General features: G+C 64.8%; 15 protein-coding genes. 6 read left to right on the forward strand and 9 right to left on the reverse strand.

What is annotated here, in order from left to right; genetic code table 11:
- Positions 1 to 101 precede the first annotated feature (101 nt).
- Positions 102 to 917 (forward strand): alpha/beta hydrolase, encoded by an 816-nt coding sequence (locus L0B83_RS15135; protein WP_234759284.1) that lies wholly within the window; start codon positions 102 to 104, stop codon positions 915 to 917.
- Positions 910 to 1467 carry a hypothetical protein gene (locus L0B83_RS15140; RefSeq protein ID WP_234759285.1) on the forward strand — a complete coding sequence of 186 codons (558 nt, stop codon included), beginning with the start codon at positions 910 to 912 and terminating at the stop codon, positions 1465 to 1467. The genes L0B83_RS15135 and L0B83_RS15140 overlap by 8 nt, the downstream gene beginning before the upstream one ends.
- Positions 1468 to 1506: 39 nt before the next feature.
- Here L0B83_RS15140 and L0B83_RS15145 read toward each other — a convergent pair whose 3' ends face one another.
- Entirely contained in the window at positions 1507 to 2622 is a 1116-nt protein-coding gene (locus L0B83_RS15145) for an ROK family glucokinase (protein WP_234759286.1), read from the reverse strand.
- A 208-nt stretch (positions 2623 to 2830) separates the two neighbouring features.
- Here L0B83_RS15145 and L0B83_RS15150 point away from each other — a divergent pair, with 208 nt between their 5' ends.
- Positions 2831 to 4642 (forward strand): AMP-dependent synthetase/ligase, encoded by a 1812-nt coding sequence (locus L0B83_RS15150; protein ID WP_234759287.1) that lies wholly within the window; start codon positions 2831 to 2833, stop codon positions 4640 to 4642.
- A 103-nt stretch (positions 4643 to 4745) separates the two neighbouring features.
- On the opposite strand, the gene L0B83_RS15155 is transcribed toward L0B83_RS15150, so the two are convergent.
- Entirely contained in the window at positions 4746 to 8141 is a 3396-nt protein-coding gene (locus L0B83_RS15155; RefSeq protein WP_234759289.1) for a pyruvate carboxylase, read from the reverse strand.
- A gap of 311 nt (positions 8142 to 8452) precedes the next feature.
- Between L0B83_RS15155 and L0B83_RS15160 the strand changes: the two genes are divergently transcribed.
- The gene (locus tag L0B83_RS15160; RefSeq protein ID WP_234759291.1) at positions 8453 to 9271 is read left to right on the forward strand and encodes a ParA family protein; all 819 of its coding nucleotides are present in this window, start codon (positions 8453 to 8455) and stop codon (positions 9269 to 9271) included.
- 92 nt (positions 9272 to 9363) lie between these two features.
- On the opposite strand, the gene L0B83_RS15165 is transcribed toward L0B83_RS15160, so the two are convergent.
- From L0B83_RS15165 to gcvH, 5 genes are all read right to left on the reverse strand, one after another.
- The gene (locus L0B83_RS15165) at positions 9364 to 9957 is read right to left on the reverse strand and encodes a MerR family transcriptional regulator (RefSeq protein ID WP_078105594.1); all 594 of its coding nucleotides are present in this window, start codon (positions 9955 to 9957) and stop codon (positions 9364 to 9366) included.
- 239 nt (positions 9958 to 10196) lie between these two features.
- A complete protein-coding gene (locus L0B83_RS15170) occupies positions 10197 to 10700 on the reverse strand; it encodes a bifunctional nuclease family protein (RefSeq protein ID WP_234759330.1) in 504 nt (167 codons plus the stop codon).
- The gene (ftsR, locus tag L0B83_RS15175) at positions 10700 to 11416 is read right to left on the reverse strand and encodes a transcriptional regulator FtsR (protein WP_234759332.1); all 717 of its coding nucleotides are present in this window, start codon (positions 11414 to 11416) and stop codon (positions 10700 to 10702) included. Before ftsR ends, L0B83_RS15170 begins: the two co-directional genes overlap by 1 nt.
- A gap of 20 nt (positions 11417 to 11436) precedes the next feature.
- Positions 11437 to 11916, reverse strand: coding sequence for an FHA domain-containing protein (locus tag L0B83_RS15180; protein ID WP_234759293.1), 480 nt, complete (start codon positions 11914 to 11916; stop codon positions 11437 to 11439).
- Between the two features lie 139 nt (positions 11917 to 12055).
- Complete coding sequence (gcvH, locus tag L0B83_RS15185) at positions 12056 to 12442, reverse strand: glycine cleavage system protein GcvH (protein ID WP_234759294.1); 387 nt, start codon at positions 12440 to 12442, stop codon at positions 12056 to 12058.
- Positions 12443 to 12605: 163 nt separating this feature from the next.
- Here gcvH and L0B83_RS15190 point away from each other — a divergent pair, with 163 nt between their 5' ends.
- Entirely contained in the window at positions 12606 to 13496 is an 891-nt protein-coding gene (locus tag L0B83_RS15190) for a DNA-formamidopyrimidine glycosylase family protein (RefSeq protein WP_234759296.1), read from the forward strand.
- A 21-nt stretch (positions 13497 to 13517) separates the two neighbouring features.
- On the opposite strand, the gene L0B83_RS15195 is transcribed toward L0B83_RS15190, so the two are convergent.
- Positions 13518 to 14741, reverse strand: coding sequence for an MFS transporter (locus L0B83_RS15195; RefSeq protein ID WP_234759299.1), 1224 nt, complete (start codon positions 14739 to 14741; stop codon positions 13518 to 13520).
- A gap of 174 nt (positions 14742 to 14915) precedes the next feature.
- On the opposite strand from L0B83_RS15195, the gene L0B83_RS15200 reads away from it, so the two are divergent.
- Positions 14916 to 15362, forward strand: coding sequence for a MarR family winged helix-turn-helix transcriptional regulator (locus L0B83_RS15200; protein ID WP_234759301.1), 447 nt, complete (start codon positions 14916 to 14918; stop codon positions 15360 to 15362).
- A 43-nt stretch (positions 15363 to 15405) separates the two neighbouring features.
- On the opposite strand, the gene L0B83_RS20020 is transcribed toward L0B83_RS15200, so the two are convergent.
- A partial coding sequence (locus L0B83_RS20020) for an HNH endonuclease (RefSeq protein ID WP_372461205.1) occupies positions 15406 to 16270 on the reverse strand: 865 nt, incomplete at its 5' end.

Consider the following 16270-nt stretch of genomic DNA (forward strand, 5'->3'; position numbering starts at 1 on the left):
TTCAGAAGCCACCCTACTTCAGTGAGAAATGTCCCGAACAGTGACACGATGGACTCATCACGGAAAACAGTGCCGCAAACTTCAGTAGCCTCGGAGCCATCATGAACCCTCTCCCCGATCCTTCGCCGTACGCCAGCGACTTCACAGGTAGCGGACCCAGCATCGGCGTTGTGATGAGCCACGGCTTCACGGGCAGCCCGCACAGCATGCGTCCTTGGGCCGAGTACCTGGCGGCCGAAGGCTATGCGGTCCGCCTCCCGCTGCTTCCGGGCCATGGGACCACGTGGCAGGATATGGCCACCCGGCACTGGCAGGAGTGGCACCATGCAGTGGATGCGGCATACCTCGAACTCCAGGCCGAATGCGAGTTCGTGTTCGCCGCCGGCTTGTCGATGGGTGGGACATTGGCCCTGCGGATCGCGGCTACGCGGCCGGTGGCGGGCACCGTCGTCGTCAATCCGGGGCTGGTGATCGACGATCCCCGGGCCGCGGTGGTGGGCATCCTCAAGCACGTCCTGAAATCCACCCCGGCCATTGCCAACGACATCCTCAAGCCCGGCGTGGACGAGGGTGCCTACCCCAGGACGCCAGTCGCGGCCGCCCATGAATTGAAGAAGATGTACAAGGACACCATCGCACTGCTCCCCCGTATCTCGGCACCGTTGCGCGTCTTCCGCTCCGTCGAGGACCACGTGATCTCAGTTCGAAGCGTCGAGCTTTTGAAAGAGCGGGTCACGGCTCCGGTGGAATTCAGCACTTTGGAAAACAGCTACCACGTGGCCACGCTCGACAACGACGCCCCGGAGATCTTCCGGGGTTCGGCCGAGTTCATCAGGAAAACCATGGCAGGGCTGGCGGGCGGTTCCGCTCCGGCCACTCCGTCCGGCACCGAGCTCCAGGATTCAACCCATGAATAGGCCAGGGCCCGACTCCCCCGACCAGAGCGCCAACAAGGACGACGACGCGGTCTGGCTCGATTTGGTAGCCAGGCTTGAGTCGATGCCGTCCTCCGCCCTGGACGATGCGCCGGTCACGGAGGAGCCAGTCGGCGAATCCGGGACGGAACCGAATCCGGGTCCCGACGACGGTCCAGGCCGCGCGCCGTCCCGGTCATTCCAAGACTTCGACCCTCTTGGATTGTCCGGGATGTCGAAAAGAGCCGCTCCGGAAGAAAACGCCGCCGAGGGCAGCGGAACGGCAGGCCCGCGCGACTACGACGTCGAGGACGGGAACGACTTTGTCCCCGAGGACCCGCCAAGCCTCGCCGGCACGGAACCTCTGACCATGCTCGCCTGGATCGGAGCCGTGGGCGGACCTGTTGCCCTGCTGTTCGTGGCGATGTTCTGGCGCTCCGCGCCGCTCCTGGCCGTGATGAGTATCCTGGCAATCTTCCTGGGCTCGGTGGTTTACCTCATCATGAAGCTGCCCCAGGAAAAAGACGAGAACGACGACGGCGCCCGCGTCTGAGCGGACCGCCGCACCTTCGATCGCGGCCGACGGCCCTTACTAGCCGCGTGCCCTGCCGCTGACCCGCGACAGGTCGGCGGCGCCGATCATCCCCGCCCGAGGTCCCAGCGCGGCAAGCTTGATGTCAGCCGCGGGACGGAAACCGCGGCCGGTGAGGTTCCGGGCGAATGCGCTCCGCGCAGGGCCGACAAGAAGCTCACCGGCATCGCACAGCCCGCCGCCAATGACGAACGTCCCCGGGTCGAGCGCGGCCGCCAGGTTCGCAAGGCCGAGCCCGAGCCAGTGCCCCACTTCTTCCAAAAGCTCCTTCGACGCCGAGTCCCCGGCTTTTGCCCGCTCAGTGACGGTGACGCCCGTGATGTTCTCGGCGGAGCCGCCGGCAGCCTTGAGCAACTCGTAGGCAACGGGTGAATTCCGGAGGGCGAGCTCCCTGGCCTCCCTGCCGAGTGCATTGCCCGAGGCGTATTGCTCCCAGCAGCCGCGGTTGCCGCATTCGCAGCGATGCCCGCCGGGGACCACGATCTGGTGGCCAAATTCCCCCGCCACGCCGAACCGCCCGCGCTCCACCCGTCCATCCATGACCATGGCACCACCGATGCCGGTGCCGAGGGTGATGCAGACGAGGCGGCTCTCACCGAGACCGGCGCCGAAACGCCATTCGGCCCAGGCGGCAGCATCGGCGTCGTTGGTCACAAGGACCGGGCGCCTCAGCAGGCTCTGCAGGTTTTCGCGCAGCGGCTCGTTGCGCCAGGCGAGATGCGGGCTGAACAGCACGGTTCCGCCGTCGAGATCCATCCAACCGGCGGCGCCGATCCCCACAGAGGCAATCCGGTGGCTCCTGCCCAATTCCTCGACAAGCTCGACGATCACCCGCTCTACAGCCCGTGCGTCGTTGCCGGGCGTGGAGCGCCGCGCCTCCTCCAGCACGCGCCCCGAAGAATCCACGACTCCCGCTGCCACCTTCGTGCCGCCGATGTCGATGCCGATGGCCAACCCCCTGCGCCCGAGATGGGAACGGCGCGCGGCCCACGCCACCGATTCCCAGCGCAAGCCGCCGTACGGGGAGCCGGGGCGCCGGCCGGCGCCGGCGGAACCGGACCAGGAAATCCTCCGACCTCGTTCCGGGATCTGCTCATTGGATGCATTCAGTGGCATGTCGCAATCCTATTCCGGAGGCCGCATATGTTCGGGCATGTCCGGCGGTACGTACGGGGCGCCCGCCCGCAGGCATTGGCGGAATCCAATGCTTGGCGTAAAGTTACTCAGCAGTAACTTGAGTAAAGTGAATCGCGACACAGCCATTGCTTGGCCATATAGAGTTAGAGCAGCCCCGCAATGGTCTGTTGATATCGAAGGAGCTATCGTGCGTGAATTCAGTGTTCCGCCCTTGGTGAATGTTGCCCCCGAAACCAACATCACGGACCTCGTGATTCGTCAGGCAGCCGAGCCGTCCGACCCGGCATTGTTTGCCAAACTCAACAGCGCCGGCGAATGGCAGGACATCCGGGCAACGGAGTTCCTCAAGGACGTCTCTGCCCTGGCCAAAGGCCTGATCGCCAGCGGCGTGGGTGCGGGCGACCGGGTGGGCATCATGTCCAGGACCCGGTACGAATGGTCCCTCGTGGACTTCGCCATCTGGTTTGCGGGCGGGATTTCCGTTCCGATCTACGAAACATCGTCGCCGTCGCAAGTTGCCTGGAACCTCGGCGACTCCGGCGCCGTCGCCGCGTTCGCCGAGTCCGCACACCACGAGGACGTCATCCGCCAGGCCGTCACGGCCGAAGCCCTCGACTCGGTAGCCCATGTCTGGCAGCTCGAAGGCGGCGGCCTTGACGCACTCCGCAGCGCGGGAAGCGGCGTCAGCGACGAGGAACTCGAGGCGCGCCGCAGCAGCGCCGTGCTTGCCGACGTCGCCACGATCATCTACACCTCCGGCACCACGGGCCGCCCCAAGGGTTGCGAACTCACGCACGGCAACTTCGTGGAGCTCTCGGAGAATGCTTTGGCGTCCCTCGGCAACGTCGTCAACAACGACGCCAAGACCATCATGTTCCTCCCGCTGGCCCACGTCTTTGCCCGGTTCATTTCGGTCCTGGCCGTCGCGGCCGGCGCCAAGGTGGCACACACACCGGACATCAAGAACCTGTTGGCGGACCTGCAAAGCTTCCAGCCGACCTTCATCCTTGCGGTTCCGCGCGTCTTCGAGAAGGTGTTCAACTCGGCCCTCACGAAGGCGGAGGACGGCGGCAAGGGCGCTATCTTCCATAAGGCCGTGGAGACGGCGATCGCCTACTCCACGGCGCAGCAGTCGGGATCGCTCGGCTTGGTGCTCAGGGTCAAGCACGCAGTTTTCGACCGTTTGGTGTACGGGAAACTGCGCGCCGCGATGGGCGGCCAGGTCAGCCACGCGGTCTCCGGCGGCGGCCCGCTCGGCGAACGCCTCGGCCACTTTTTCCACGGTATCGGCCTGCAGATCCTTGAAGGTTACGGCCTGACCGAGACCACGGCCCCCATTACAGTCAACACACCGTCCTTGATCAAGATCGGCACGGTGGGAGCCCCGCTGCCCGGCAACGCGGTCAAGATCGCCGACGACGGCGAAATCCTCGCCAAGGGCGTCTGCGTCATGAAGGGCTATTACAAGCGGGATGACCTCGCCGCGGAGACCTTCGTCGACGGGTGGTTCCGCACGGGTGACATCGGCGAACTGGATGAGCAAGGGTTCCTGAAGATCACCGGCCGTAAGAAGGAAATCATCGTCACAGCCGGCGGCAAGAACGTGGTGCCTGCCCAGCTCGAGGACCAGATCCGCGCCGACGCGCTGGTGTCCCAAGTCCTTGTGGTCGGCGACAACCGGCCCTTTATCGGTGCATTGGTCACTTTGGATGAGGAAGCACTGCCGGGCTGGCTGGAGCGCCACGGCCTGCCCGCGTCCACTACCACGGCGGACGCCGCGGACAACCCCCTCGTCCGGGCGGCTGTCCAGGAATTGATCAGCCACGCGAACCAGTCGGTCTCGCATGCCGAAGCGATCAAGTCGTTCCGGATCGTGCCGTCCGACTTTACCGAAGCCTCCGGCCACCTCACGCCGTCGCTCAAGGTCAAACGGGCACAGGTGATCAAGGACTTCGACGCTGTAATCGAGGAGATGTACGCGGCGCCCAAGGCATCCTGACAGGCCGAATCCGGCAGACGGCATCCTGACACTGCCGAAGCAAAGCAAAGGGTCCCGGGCTCATTGAGCCCGGGACCCTTGCTTCATGCTTGCCGCCTCGCGGCTATTCCACGACGATCAGCAAGTCTCCGCCCTGGACCTGCTCCACGTTGTTGATGGCGAGGCGCGAGACCGTGCCGGCTACCGGCGTCGTGATGGACGCCTCCATCTTCATCGCCTCGATGGTGGCGACGGTGTCGCCTGCCTTGACGGCGTCGCCGGCGTTGACAGTCACAGTCACGGCACCGGCGAAGGGAGCTGCGACGTGGCCCGGCTTGGATGCGTCCGCCTTCTCCGCGGCCTTGACGTTGCTGACCACCGACTTGTCACGGACCACCACGGGGCGGGACTGGCCGTTGAGCTTGCACATGACGGTGCGCATGCCCTTTTCGTCGGGCTCCGAGACCGCTTCCAAGGAGGCAATCAGGCGCACGCCCTTTTCGAGTTCGATGATGTGTTCGGCACCCAGCTGGAGGCCGTACAGGTAGTCGCGGGTATCAAGCACCGACAAGTTGCCGTACGTCTCGACGCTCTTGAGGTAGTCCTTGGTGGGACCTTCGAACAACAAGCGGTTCAAGGTCCTCTGGCGGGACTTGGAATCGCCCTTGAGCGCCGCGCTGTCTTCGGCGCTCAGTTCGACGTCCCGGACCTTGATGCTGCGGCCCTGGAGGGCCTTGGTGCGGAACGGTTCCGGCCATCCGCCAGGAGGATCTCCCAATTCACCCGACAGGAAGCCGATGACGGAGTCCGGGATGTCGTAGTTCTGCGGGTTCTCGTTGAAGTCCGCAGGATCTGCGTGGATTCCCACGAGGTGCAGCGCGAGATCGCCCACCACCTTGGACGACGGAGTCACCTTGACCAAATGGCCAAGGATGCGGTCCGCGGCGGTGTACATGTCCTCAATGGCTTCGAAACGCTCGCCAAGGCCCAGTGCGATGGCCTGCTGGCGCAGGTTGGACAGCTGGCCGCCGGGGATTTCGTGCTGGTAGACCCGGCCTGTGGGACCGGGAAGGCCGGACTCGAACGGCGCGTAGACCCGGCGGACCGCCTCCCAATAGGGCTCCAGGGAGCTGACGCTGGCCAGGCTGAGCCCGGTGTCGCGCGGGGTATGTGCCAGGGCCGCCACAAGGGCCGACGCCGAAGGCTGGCTCGTCGTACCGGCCAAAGACGCCGACGCGACGTCGACGGCGTCCACGCCGGCTTCGACAGCGGCCAGCAAGGTGGCCAGTTGGCCGCCTGCGGTGTCGTGCGTGTGCAGGTGGACCGGAAGGTCGAAGCGTTCACGCAGGGCGCTCACAAGCTTGGCCGCGGCCGCCGGGCGAAGCAGTCCGGCCATGTCCTTGATGGCGAGGATGTGCGCACCGGCGTCGACGATCTTCTGGGCCAGGTCCAGGTAGTAGTCGAGGGTGTACAGGTTCTCATTCGGGTCAAGAAGGTCGCCGGTGTAGCAAAGCGCGACCTCGGCCACGGCGGTGCCGGTGGCCCGCACCGCGCGGATTGCCGGAGCCATTTGGCTGACGTCGTTGAGGGCGTCGAAGATGCGGAAGATGTCGATGCCGGTTGCCGCGGCCTCGTTGACGAATGCCTCGGTGACTTCCTCCGGGTAGGGCGTGTAGCCCACCGTGTTGCGGCCGCGAAGCAGCATTTGCAGGCAGACATTCGGCAGCGCCTTGCGGAGCGCGGCCAGTCGGTCCCAGGGATCCTCCCCCAGGAAACGCAGGGCGACGTCGTAGGTGGCACCGCCCCAGGCTTCAACCGACAGCAGTTCCGGCATCAGCGCGGAGACTGCCGGGCCCGCCGCGACGAGGTCGCGGGTGCGGACGCGGGTTGCAAGCAGCGACTGGTGGGCGTCACGGAAGGTGGTGTCGGTGACGGCCACGGCCTGCTGCTCGCGCAGTGCCTTCGCAAATCCGACCGGCCCCAACTCCTGCAGCTTCTGCCGCGAGCCCGCCGGCGCAGCAGTTCCCGCAAGCGAAGGGAGCTTGGCTGCGGGGTCCGAGTGGACTTTGAGTTCGCCGTTGGGCTTGTTGACCGTCACATCGGCCAGCCAGGTCAGGAGCTTCGTCCCGCGGTCCGCGGAGACGTGGGATTTCAGCAGTTCCGGGCGCTTGTCGATGAAGTCTGTCGCCACATTGCCGGCAATGAAGTCAGGGTCGGCAAGAACTGCCTGGAGGAAGGGGATGTTGGTCGATACGCCACGGATCCGGAACTCGGCCAGGCCGCGCCGGGCGCGGGCCACCGCGGCCGGGTAGTCGCGTCCGCGGCACGTCAGCTTGACCAGCATGGAGTCGAAGTGCGGACTGATTTCGGCACCCGAGTAGACCGTACCGCCGTCGAGGCGCACCCCGGCTCCACCCGCGGAACGGTAACCGGTGATCCTTCCGACGTCGGGCCGGAACCCGTTGGCGGGATCTTCCGTGGTGATGCGGCACTGCAGGGCGGCACCCTTGATGGATACTGATTCCTGGCTCAAGCCGAGGTCTGCGAGCGTCTCCCCCGAGGCAATGCGCATCTGCGCCTGGACGAGGTCCACGTCCGTGATTTCCTCGGTGACCGTGTGCTCAACCTGGATGCGCGGGTTCATCTCGATGAAGACGTGCTGGCCCGCGCGTTCGCCCTCGGTGTCCACCAGGAACTCCACAGTTCCGGCGTTGACGTAGTTCAGGGCCTTCGCGAAGGCCACGGCATCCCGGTAGAGGGCCTGGCGGATCGACTCGTCCAGGTTGGGTGCCGGAGCGATTTCGACGACTTTCTGGTGGCGGCGCTGCAAGGAGCAGTCGCGCTCGAAGAGGTGCATGACGTTGCCCTCGGCATCGGCCAGGATCTGGACCTCGATGTGGCGGGGACGCAGCACTGCCTGCTCCAGGAACATGGTGGGATCGCCGAAGGCTGCGTCGGCCTCGCGCATGGCGGACCGAAGGGCCTCGGGGAGCTCTTCCCGGGTCTCGACACGGCGCATGCCGCGTCCGCCGCCGCCGGCTACCGCCTTGGCGAAGATCGGGAATCCGATCTCGTCCGCCGCCGCAATGAGCTCATCGAGGTCCTTGGAAGGAGCACTTGACTTCAGGACCGGTACGCCGGCCTTGCGGGCGGCTTCGAGCGCCGCGACCTTGTTTCCGGCAAGCTGCAGTACCTCCGCCGGCGGCCCGACGAACGTGATGCCTGCGTCCTGGGCGGCACGGGCGAGATCCGGGTTTTCGGACAGGAACCCGTAGCCGGGGTAGATCGCATCTGCACCGGCTTCTTTGGCCACGCGGATGATCTCGTCCACGTCCAGGTACGCCCGGACAGGATGGCCCTCCTGTCCGATCAGATAAGCCTCATCAGCCTTCTGCCGGTGGATCGAATTGCGATCCTCATATGGAAAGACCGCTACGGTCTTGGCGCCGAGTTCGTAGCCGGCGCGGAAGGCCCTGATCGCGATTTCGCCGCGATTAGCCACCAGAATCTTGGAAAACATGCTTCTCCTGCATCATTGCGGGTGTAACGGTCGGTGGTCACAGTGTGTAAGACCTCCATACCCAAACACAAATCTTTGTGGTGACAGTCACACAGGAATTCGTCACGAGCAGTGTACCTTCGCCCGCCATGCAGTTTCACGTGCTAAAAGCTTGTTCGCGTGCAAGTGGTACGGACCGCCCGGGCCGATAAGGCAGGAATCGGCGGCCACTCAACATATGATGTTGGAGGGCAGCGGCAGGGCCCCGTTCCGGCAAGTACGGAACACAAGCACCGCGACACGGCAACCGGCGTTAGGTTTTGGGTTTTCAAGTGCAAGTAGTCAGCATCAGCAGCCTCAAAGGCGGCGTGGGCAAGACGTCCGTAACAACCGGGCTCGCCTCGGCCGCACTGGCCGCGGGGATCTCCACCCTTGTTGTGGACCTGGATCCCCACGCCGACGCCACGACGGCCCTCGGCGTCCAAGCCGGCGAACAGCTCGATATCGGCCGCATGCTGAAGAACCCCCGCAAGGCGAGGCTTTTGGACAACGTCGCCAGCAGCGGCTGGGTTGACCACCCCCGCAGCAACGGCAAAGGAACGGCCCTGGATGTCGCCGTCGGATCCGCCTACACCGGAATCTACGATCGACCGGACCTTGGGCGCCGCGATCTCCGGCGCCTGACTGCCGTCCTTGCCCCGGCCGAAAACTACCAGCTGGTCCTGGTCGACTGCCCGCCGTCCCTCAACGGCCTCACCCGCATGGCCTGGAGCGCCAGTGACCGGGTGGTCCTCGTGGCCGAGCCAGGGCTCTTCTCGGTTGCCGGCACGGAACGCACCATGCGCGCCATTCAATTGTTCCGCCAGGAGTTCGCTCCCCAGCTTGCTCCCGCCGGAATTGTTGCGAACAGGGTCCGGCCCGCCTCGGCCGAGCACACCTTCCGGCTCGCCGAGATGGAATCGATGTTCGGCGAGCTCCTGCTGGCTCCCCATATTCCGGAGCAGGCGAACTGGCAGCAAATCCAGGGCGCAGCCCACGCCGTACACCACTGGCCCGGCGACTCGGCCAAGAACACGGCAAAGCTGTTTGACTCTCTTTTGGAGAACATGCTGTCCTCCCACAACGGCACCCGGGAACGCCGCAAGCGCTGAGGGCAGGCCGCGAGGCAGAATCCACCCCTTAAATCGATGAAGCCGCCTTCCTGCCGGAAGGCGGCTTCATCGGTGTTCATCCCGTGCGGTGTTTAGCCTGTGCGGCGCGCGGAACGGCGTTTGCTGAGTTCGTCGTCGGGAAAGGACTGTTCTGCGGCGTGCTCGCTCGGGAGCGCAGCCAAGCTGCCTTCAACCTCGCGCCATACGCGTCCGACTGCGATGCCGAAGACGCCCTGGCCGCCTTGCACCAGGTCGATGACTTCATCCGCGGACGTGCATTCATAGACACTCGCGCCATCGCTCATGAGCGTGATTTGGGCCAGGTCTTCGACTCCGCGTTCGCGCAGGTGTTCAACTGCCGTGCGGATCTGCTGGAGGGACACGCCGGTGTCCAGGAGGCGCTTGACGACTTTGAGAACCAGGATGTCCCGGAAGCCATAAAGCCGCTGCGAACCGGAACCCGCGGCGCCCCGCACGGCGGGTTCAACAAGGCCCGTGCGTGCCCAGTAGTCCAGCTGGCGGTAAGTAATGCCTGCAGCCTTGCACGCGGTGGGACCACGGTAGCCGGCATCCTCGTCCAGGACCGGTAGGTCCTCAGTGAAGAGCAGACCCTGGGCACCGCTTGCGGGTACAGCAACGCCTGTCGAGGCCTGCTTCAGCTCGCCTGCTTCGCCTTTGGGACTCACGTGACCCTCCTTGTCAGAAGTTCCCTTGGGGATGGTGCATACGCGGCAACACGAAAGGGGAAATGCACTCGTGTAATTTCAACGCGTCCGCACCTTTCAGTGTGACTTGCGCGCGTCGTGTATGCAACGGGAACTTGATATCTTCGACGTTAGGCGTGCGGGAGCCTTAGGTCAAAGACGTCCGGGCCATTTTCGGATCGTGTCGAAACTTTCACCCTCAACTTTAACCTTAGGCGCGTTCAGCCTTCGAAATCCTCTGGCTCCACGTCGTCCAGGAACTCACGGAAGCGGCGCAACTCCCGCTCCTCGTCAACTTCGGAACCCGGCTCGGTGTCTTCGCCTTCGTCGTGTTCGGTAATCCGGACACCGGCTTCTTCCATAACCGCGTCGGCGCACCAGATGCGGCATTTCGCGCGCAACGCAAGCGCCAGCGCATCGGAAGCGCGGGAACTCACTACAGTACCGTCGTCGAACTGGAGCTGACCGTAGAAGATGTTGTCCTCGACCGCGACGATGTTCACGCTGATGATCGAGTGGCCGAGCGCTTCAACGACGTCGATCATCAAATCGTGCGTCATGGGACGGGGCGGGACCACGCCCTGCTGGGCCAGGGCGATGGCACTGGCTTCGGGGGTGCCGATCCAAATGGGGACATGGCGTTCCCCGTGCATCTCACGGAGGAGGACCAGGGGCTGGTTCGAGGGCAGTTCGATCCGCACTCCAACGATCACGACTTCAATCATCATGCGTCCATACGGGAGATACGGTCCTGCACCAAGGCTCGATGCAGGCTGAGGCAGAGTTCGCTGATTTCGCGGGCGGCTTCCGCGGCCCGGGCTTGCGACGCTGCATCCTTGCGGGACGTCAAGGGGGCGACGACGCGCTCCACCAAGCCGAATTCGCGCTCGGCCGCCGCTTGGAACGGCCGGAGGTGCCGCGGCTCAAGTCCGTGGCTTTCCAGTTGGACACAGGCCCGCGCCACTTGAAGCGCATGTTCGTCGAATTTGCCGTTGATATGGCTGATCAGCCCGTAACTAAGGAGGGACTGCAAGAGCGGGACACTGGCCCCCGATTCCGTCCTCAACTGTTCCTCGCTGAGGGCACGTGCACGGCCCTGCAGTTCGGCGGCAAGTTCATCCGACACAATCCGAGGGGACACGGACACCCCAGGCGGGAGGTTTTCGGGACGCTCGCCACGGTCGATCGCGTCAAGGTAGTCCTTGATGACCTTGAGGGGCAGGTACTGGTCACGTTGGAGGGCCAGCACGAAACGCAGCCGCTCGACGTCGCTTTCGGCGTATTGCCGATACCCGGCAGGCGTGCGCTTGGGATTGATCAGTCCCTTTTCCTCAAGAAAGCGGATCTTGGACGCCGTCATCGTGGGAAAGTCGTCGCTGAGCTGGGCGAGGACCTCCCCGATGTTGAGGACCTGCGGTCCTCGCCGTTCCGGCTGGGGCAGTGCCACAGGCGTACCCGGAATCAGTCTTGGCCTGCTGCGCGGGCAGGGCTCAGGTAGTAGGTGAGGCGGAACTTGCCGATCTGGACCTCGCTGCCGTTCTTCAGCAAGACGTTGTCCACCCGGTCCTGGTTGACGTAGGTGCCGTTGAGGCTCCCGGTGTCCACCACTTCGAATCCCTCGGGAGTGCGCACGAATTCCACGTGCTTGCGCGAAACCGTCACGTCATCCAGGAAGATGTCCGCATCTGGGTGGCGGCCGGCGGTAGTGACGTCAGAGTCCAAAAGGAACCGCGCGCCCGCGTTCGGGCCGGTGTGGGCAATCAGCAAAGCCGATCCGGGAGGCAATGCCTGGACGGCGGCCCGCTCCTCGGCCGCCAGCGACGGCCGGGCATCCGAGTCGTGGTGGCGCACGGGCGTGAGCTGGATCGAGGTGGTCTCCGATGTTGGCTGTTCTTCAGCACCGTGCTCGTTCCGGGCGTGGTTCCGCTTGCCGCCAACCATGGAAATCCTCCTCATCCGCCGGCAGTTGACAATACTGCCGGTTACGCAACTGCCCGGTTTCCCGGGCCAAACAGGTCGCTGGCCCACCGCCGTCGCTCCCCCGCTCCGGGGAGAATCGACTTGGCGGGCCAGATACCAATTAGCCTACCTGTTGTTCGTACTCTGATGCACTGAGAAGGCTCTCGATAGCGTCAGCTTCCGAGAGCTTTACCTCAAAGAGCCAGCCGTCCCCGTACGGATCCGAGTTGATCAGGGCAGAGTCGGTGTCGAGAGCCTCGTTGCGGGAAACAATTTCGCCGCTGACCGGGGCGTATATGTCGCTCACGCTCTTCGTGGATTCGACTTCGCCTACGACGTCGTTGCCCTTCACCGAGGTGCCGGGTTCGGGCAGCTGTGCGTAGACGACATCGCCGAGCGCGTCCTGGGCGAAGTCCGTGATGCCGACGCGCACGACGCCGTCTGCATTCGGGGCACTGACCCATTCATGTTCGGCGGTGTAAGAAAGATCGGCAGGAATGTTGCTCATGAGTCGCCTTTCATCGGGACATTTCGGACCACGACGGCGGCCCGGTCATCCGGCCACCGCTGAAAGTATAAGCACATCCCGCCCTCGTCCCGACAGGTCTCTGGGATGATGGGAGCCTGAGTCGAGCCGCATCGTCCTGCAACGCCGTCGAAGGAGCGCGATCATGCCGGAACTGCCCGAAATCACTGCCTTGGCAGGCTTTCTGGACGAGCGGCTGGCCGGCGCAACACTCACACAAATTGTGCTGCCCTCGGCCTTCACGCTGAAGGTTGCGGATGCGCCTTATGAATCGTTGGTCGGACGGACAGTCGATTCCGTCGGCCGGCACGGAAAGTTCCTTGCATTCAACATGGGGGCCGCGCCCCAGGCGGCCAACACGGACGAGCCGCTCTCTCTGATCGTCAGCTTCGCGAAGGACGGCTGGCTGAAATTCTCCGATACGGAACCCGGCACTGAAACGGGCTCCACCGGCGGCTACTTCGCCGCCCAGCTGGGCTTTGCGAACAATGGGCGCGACTATGACATCACGCTGACCGATGACGGGGCCTGGAAGGGCCTCGCCCTTTTCATCGTGCGCCGGCCCGCTGAAGTCCCTGGCATTGCCGAACTGGGACCGGACGCCCTCAGCCCGTCCTTCGGCCTTGAGGAATTCGGCCGGCTTTTCACGAAGAGGCAGCAGGTCAAAGGACTTCTGCGGGACCAGAAACTCATTGCGGGAATCGGGAACGGTTACAGCGATGAAATCCTCCATGCAGCGAAGCTGTCTCCGGTCGCCATCGCTTCCAAGCTGGAGCCGGACGCCGTCGAGCGCCTTTTCAGGACCATGAAGGAGCTCCTCCAAGGCGCGGTCACTGAACTCTCCGGCAAAGGACCCAGTGAGGTGAAGCCGGCGAAGAAAGCGTCGATGCGCGTGCACGGAAGGACCGGAGAGCCTTGCCCTGTCTCCGGTGACACCATCCGGGAGCTTGCCTTCGTCGGCACCTCGTTTCAGTACTGCCCCACATGCCAAACCAACGGCGAGATCCTTGCCAGGCGCGGGACGGTCAAGGGCTGATCCCTGGACAGTGCGCGTCGCCTAGGCGATGGGTGCATCCTCAGGTTCGCGCGCGACGTCGGGCGCTGCTTGCGGCGAGGACGCGGACTGCGCCCCTCCCCCGCGCCGGGCGGCCGCCGCGGCGGCGATCATGACGAGCAAGGCCGCTACGGTGATGGCAGCCCCGGCCCAGATCGGCGAGGTGTAGCCCAGGCCCATGGTGATCGTGACGCCGCCCAGCCAGGCACCGAGGGCGTTGCCCACATTGAAGGCACCGATGTTGGCGCCGGAAGCGAGGGTAGGCGCGGCGGCCGCAAAGTGCATGACGCGCATTTGCAGGCCCGGCACGGTAGCGAACCCGAAACCGCCCATGAGTGCCAGGGAGAAAAGGGTGGCCACCGGGTTCGCGGCGGTGAGTGCGAAAAACACGAGCACCAGCACGAGGCCCGCGAGAATCACCATCAGTGTTTTGTCGATGGTTTTGTCGGCCGCTTTCCCGCCGGCGATATTGCCGACAAAAAGGCCGCCGCCAAACAGGACCAGCAGCCACGGGACGGCGCGGGGATCGAACCCGGAGACCTCGGTCAGGGTGAAGGCGATGTAGGTGAAAGCACCGAACATGCCGCCGAAGCCAAGGATGGTGACAATGATCGAGAGCCACACTTGGCCGGACTTGAAGGCGCCCAGCTCACTGCGGAGGCTACCGGTGGCAGCGCTTTCCTTGGTGGCCGGGACCATGAGGGCGATGCCCGTGAGTGAGATGACGCCGATGATGGTGATGGCCCAGAAAGTGGAGCGCCAGCCGAGGTTCTGGCCCAGGAAGGTTCCGAAAGGCACACCCAGGACGTTGGCGGCAGTGAGGCCCGTGAACATGATGGCGATGGCTCCGGCCTTCTTGTGGGCCGGGACCAGGCTGGCCGCAACCACTGAGCCGATCCCGAAGAAGGCCCCGTGGCAGAGGGCGGAGACAATGCGCCCAATCAGCATGGCCGCGTAGCTGTCCGCGATGGCCGAGAGGAAGTTGCCCGCGATGAAGAGCACGAGGAGACCGATGAGCACAGGCTTGCGGGGCAGCCGCGTGACTGCCGCCGTGACCAGGAGGGCACCAACGACGACGCTCAGCGCATAGCCGGTGATGAACCAGCCTGCGGCTGCTTCGTTGACTCTGAACTCGGTGGCTATTTCGGGCAAGAGGCCCATGATGACGAATTCGGTCAAGCCGATGCCGAATCCGCCGAGGGCAAGGGCGATCAACCCTGCGGGCATTTTGTTACTCCTTTTGGGGGCTGGCTTCCTGTGAGAGTGGAAGTGCGCAGCCGAGAATCGTAGAATATTAGTTGCAGACGCCGCCTATATAGTTGCACACGCCATGTAATTGCGCAAGCAACTAGTTTCCGTTGCGTCGGCGTTTTTCTACGATCGGCAGGAGTTTCGGGAGACATGGGCATCAAGGACGACGCCGTTGAGGTGCGCGCACAAGGGTGGCGGACCCTCGCTGCGCTGCACGGAAATATCGAGGCAGCGCTGGAGAAGGCCCTGCAAGCTGCTGCGGATCTCTCCGTGGTCGAATACACGGTGCTCGACGCACTGAGCCGCCAGGACGGCTGGCACATGCGGATGCAGCAACTCGCCCGCGCCACGGCACTTTCCAGCAGCGCCACCACGCGCCTCGTGAACCGGCTCGAAGACCGCGCGCTGCTGACCCGCATCTTGTGCGCCGACGACCGGCGGGGCATCTACACGGAGCTTACCGACGCCGGCCAGAAGCTCTTGTTGGCGGCCCGGCCGGTACACGACGAAACCCTGGCGCAATCGTTGGCAGCGGCGGAATTGGTGCCTGAGCTTGAGCCGCTGGTGAAGGCGCTGGGGGCGCTGCAGGGGGTTTGAGGGCCTGTTGCCGGAGGCGACAATGCGTGGGCGCCGAGCCCACCTAGGCCGACTCACGCAGGTCAGGATGGTGCTCCCAGTATTGCGGGTGGCTCCAGTAGTACAGGTCCACGGTTTCCGGCGCCGGGCCGCCGAGCGGCCCGGCGTTCAAGAATGCCCCTGATGTTCCAGTCGTTCCGTGTTTTCCGTGTGTGCCGGGCAGGGAAGGGGCCGTGGAGCGGTAGTGGTGTCCTGTGGGGGTGCGGATCACGTGGACGTGCTGTGTGGCGGGGTGGGTTTGTGCTGGGCGGGTTTGTGCTGTCCAGCCGGGGAGTTCTTTGGTGTGGTTGCAGGCTTCGCACAGGCCTGCCCCGTTGTCCAGGCTGGTGGTCCCGCCTTGGTGCCAGGGGATGATGTGGTCGAAGTGGCGGATGGGCGCGTCGCAGTAGGGGGTGCGGCAGGTGTCGTCCCGGGCCTGGATGAAGCGCCGCATCCCGGGCGGGAAAAACCGTGCCCTTGAGTCCGCAGCGAGGAGCTCCCCGGTTTTTGGGGCGGTGAAGAGGCGCCGGAGCCAGACCTTGAAATCCTGCTCCCCCGGCTCGGGCTGCGCGGATTCTGCTTGGTCTGGACCTGGCGAGCCTGGCTGGTGTGGCGGGTCTGGTTGGCCGGGTCCCGCGCGGCGTTGTCTTGGCTCGGACTNCGCGGATTCTGCTTGGTCTGGACCTGGCGAGCCTGGCTGGTGTGGCGGGTCTGGTTGGCCGGGTCCCGCGCGGCGTTGTCTTGGCTCGGACTGGCCAGCCCGGCGCTGATCCGGCTTGTCTGATCCAGCCCGCCCGGGTTTGCCGGGCCGGCCGGGTTCGGCGGTGCCGGGGTTCCCGGCCACGAGGGTCCTGGCCCACGCGGCCGGGACGATCCCGTACCCGGTGAGC

The organism is Arthrobacter alkaliphilus, assembly GCF_021483235.1.
Lineage (GTDB): Bacteria > Actinomycetota > Actinomycetes > Actinomycetales > Micrococcaceae > Arthrobacter > Arthrobacter alkaliphilus.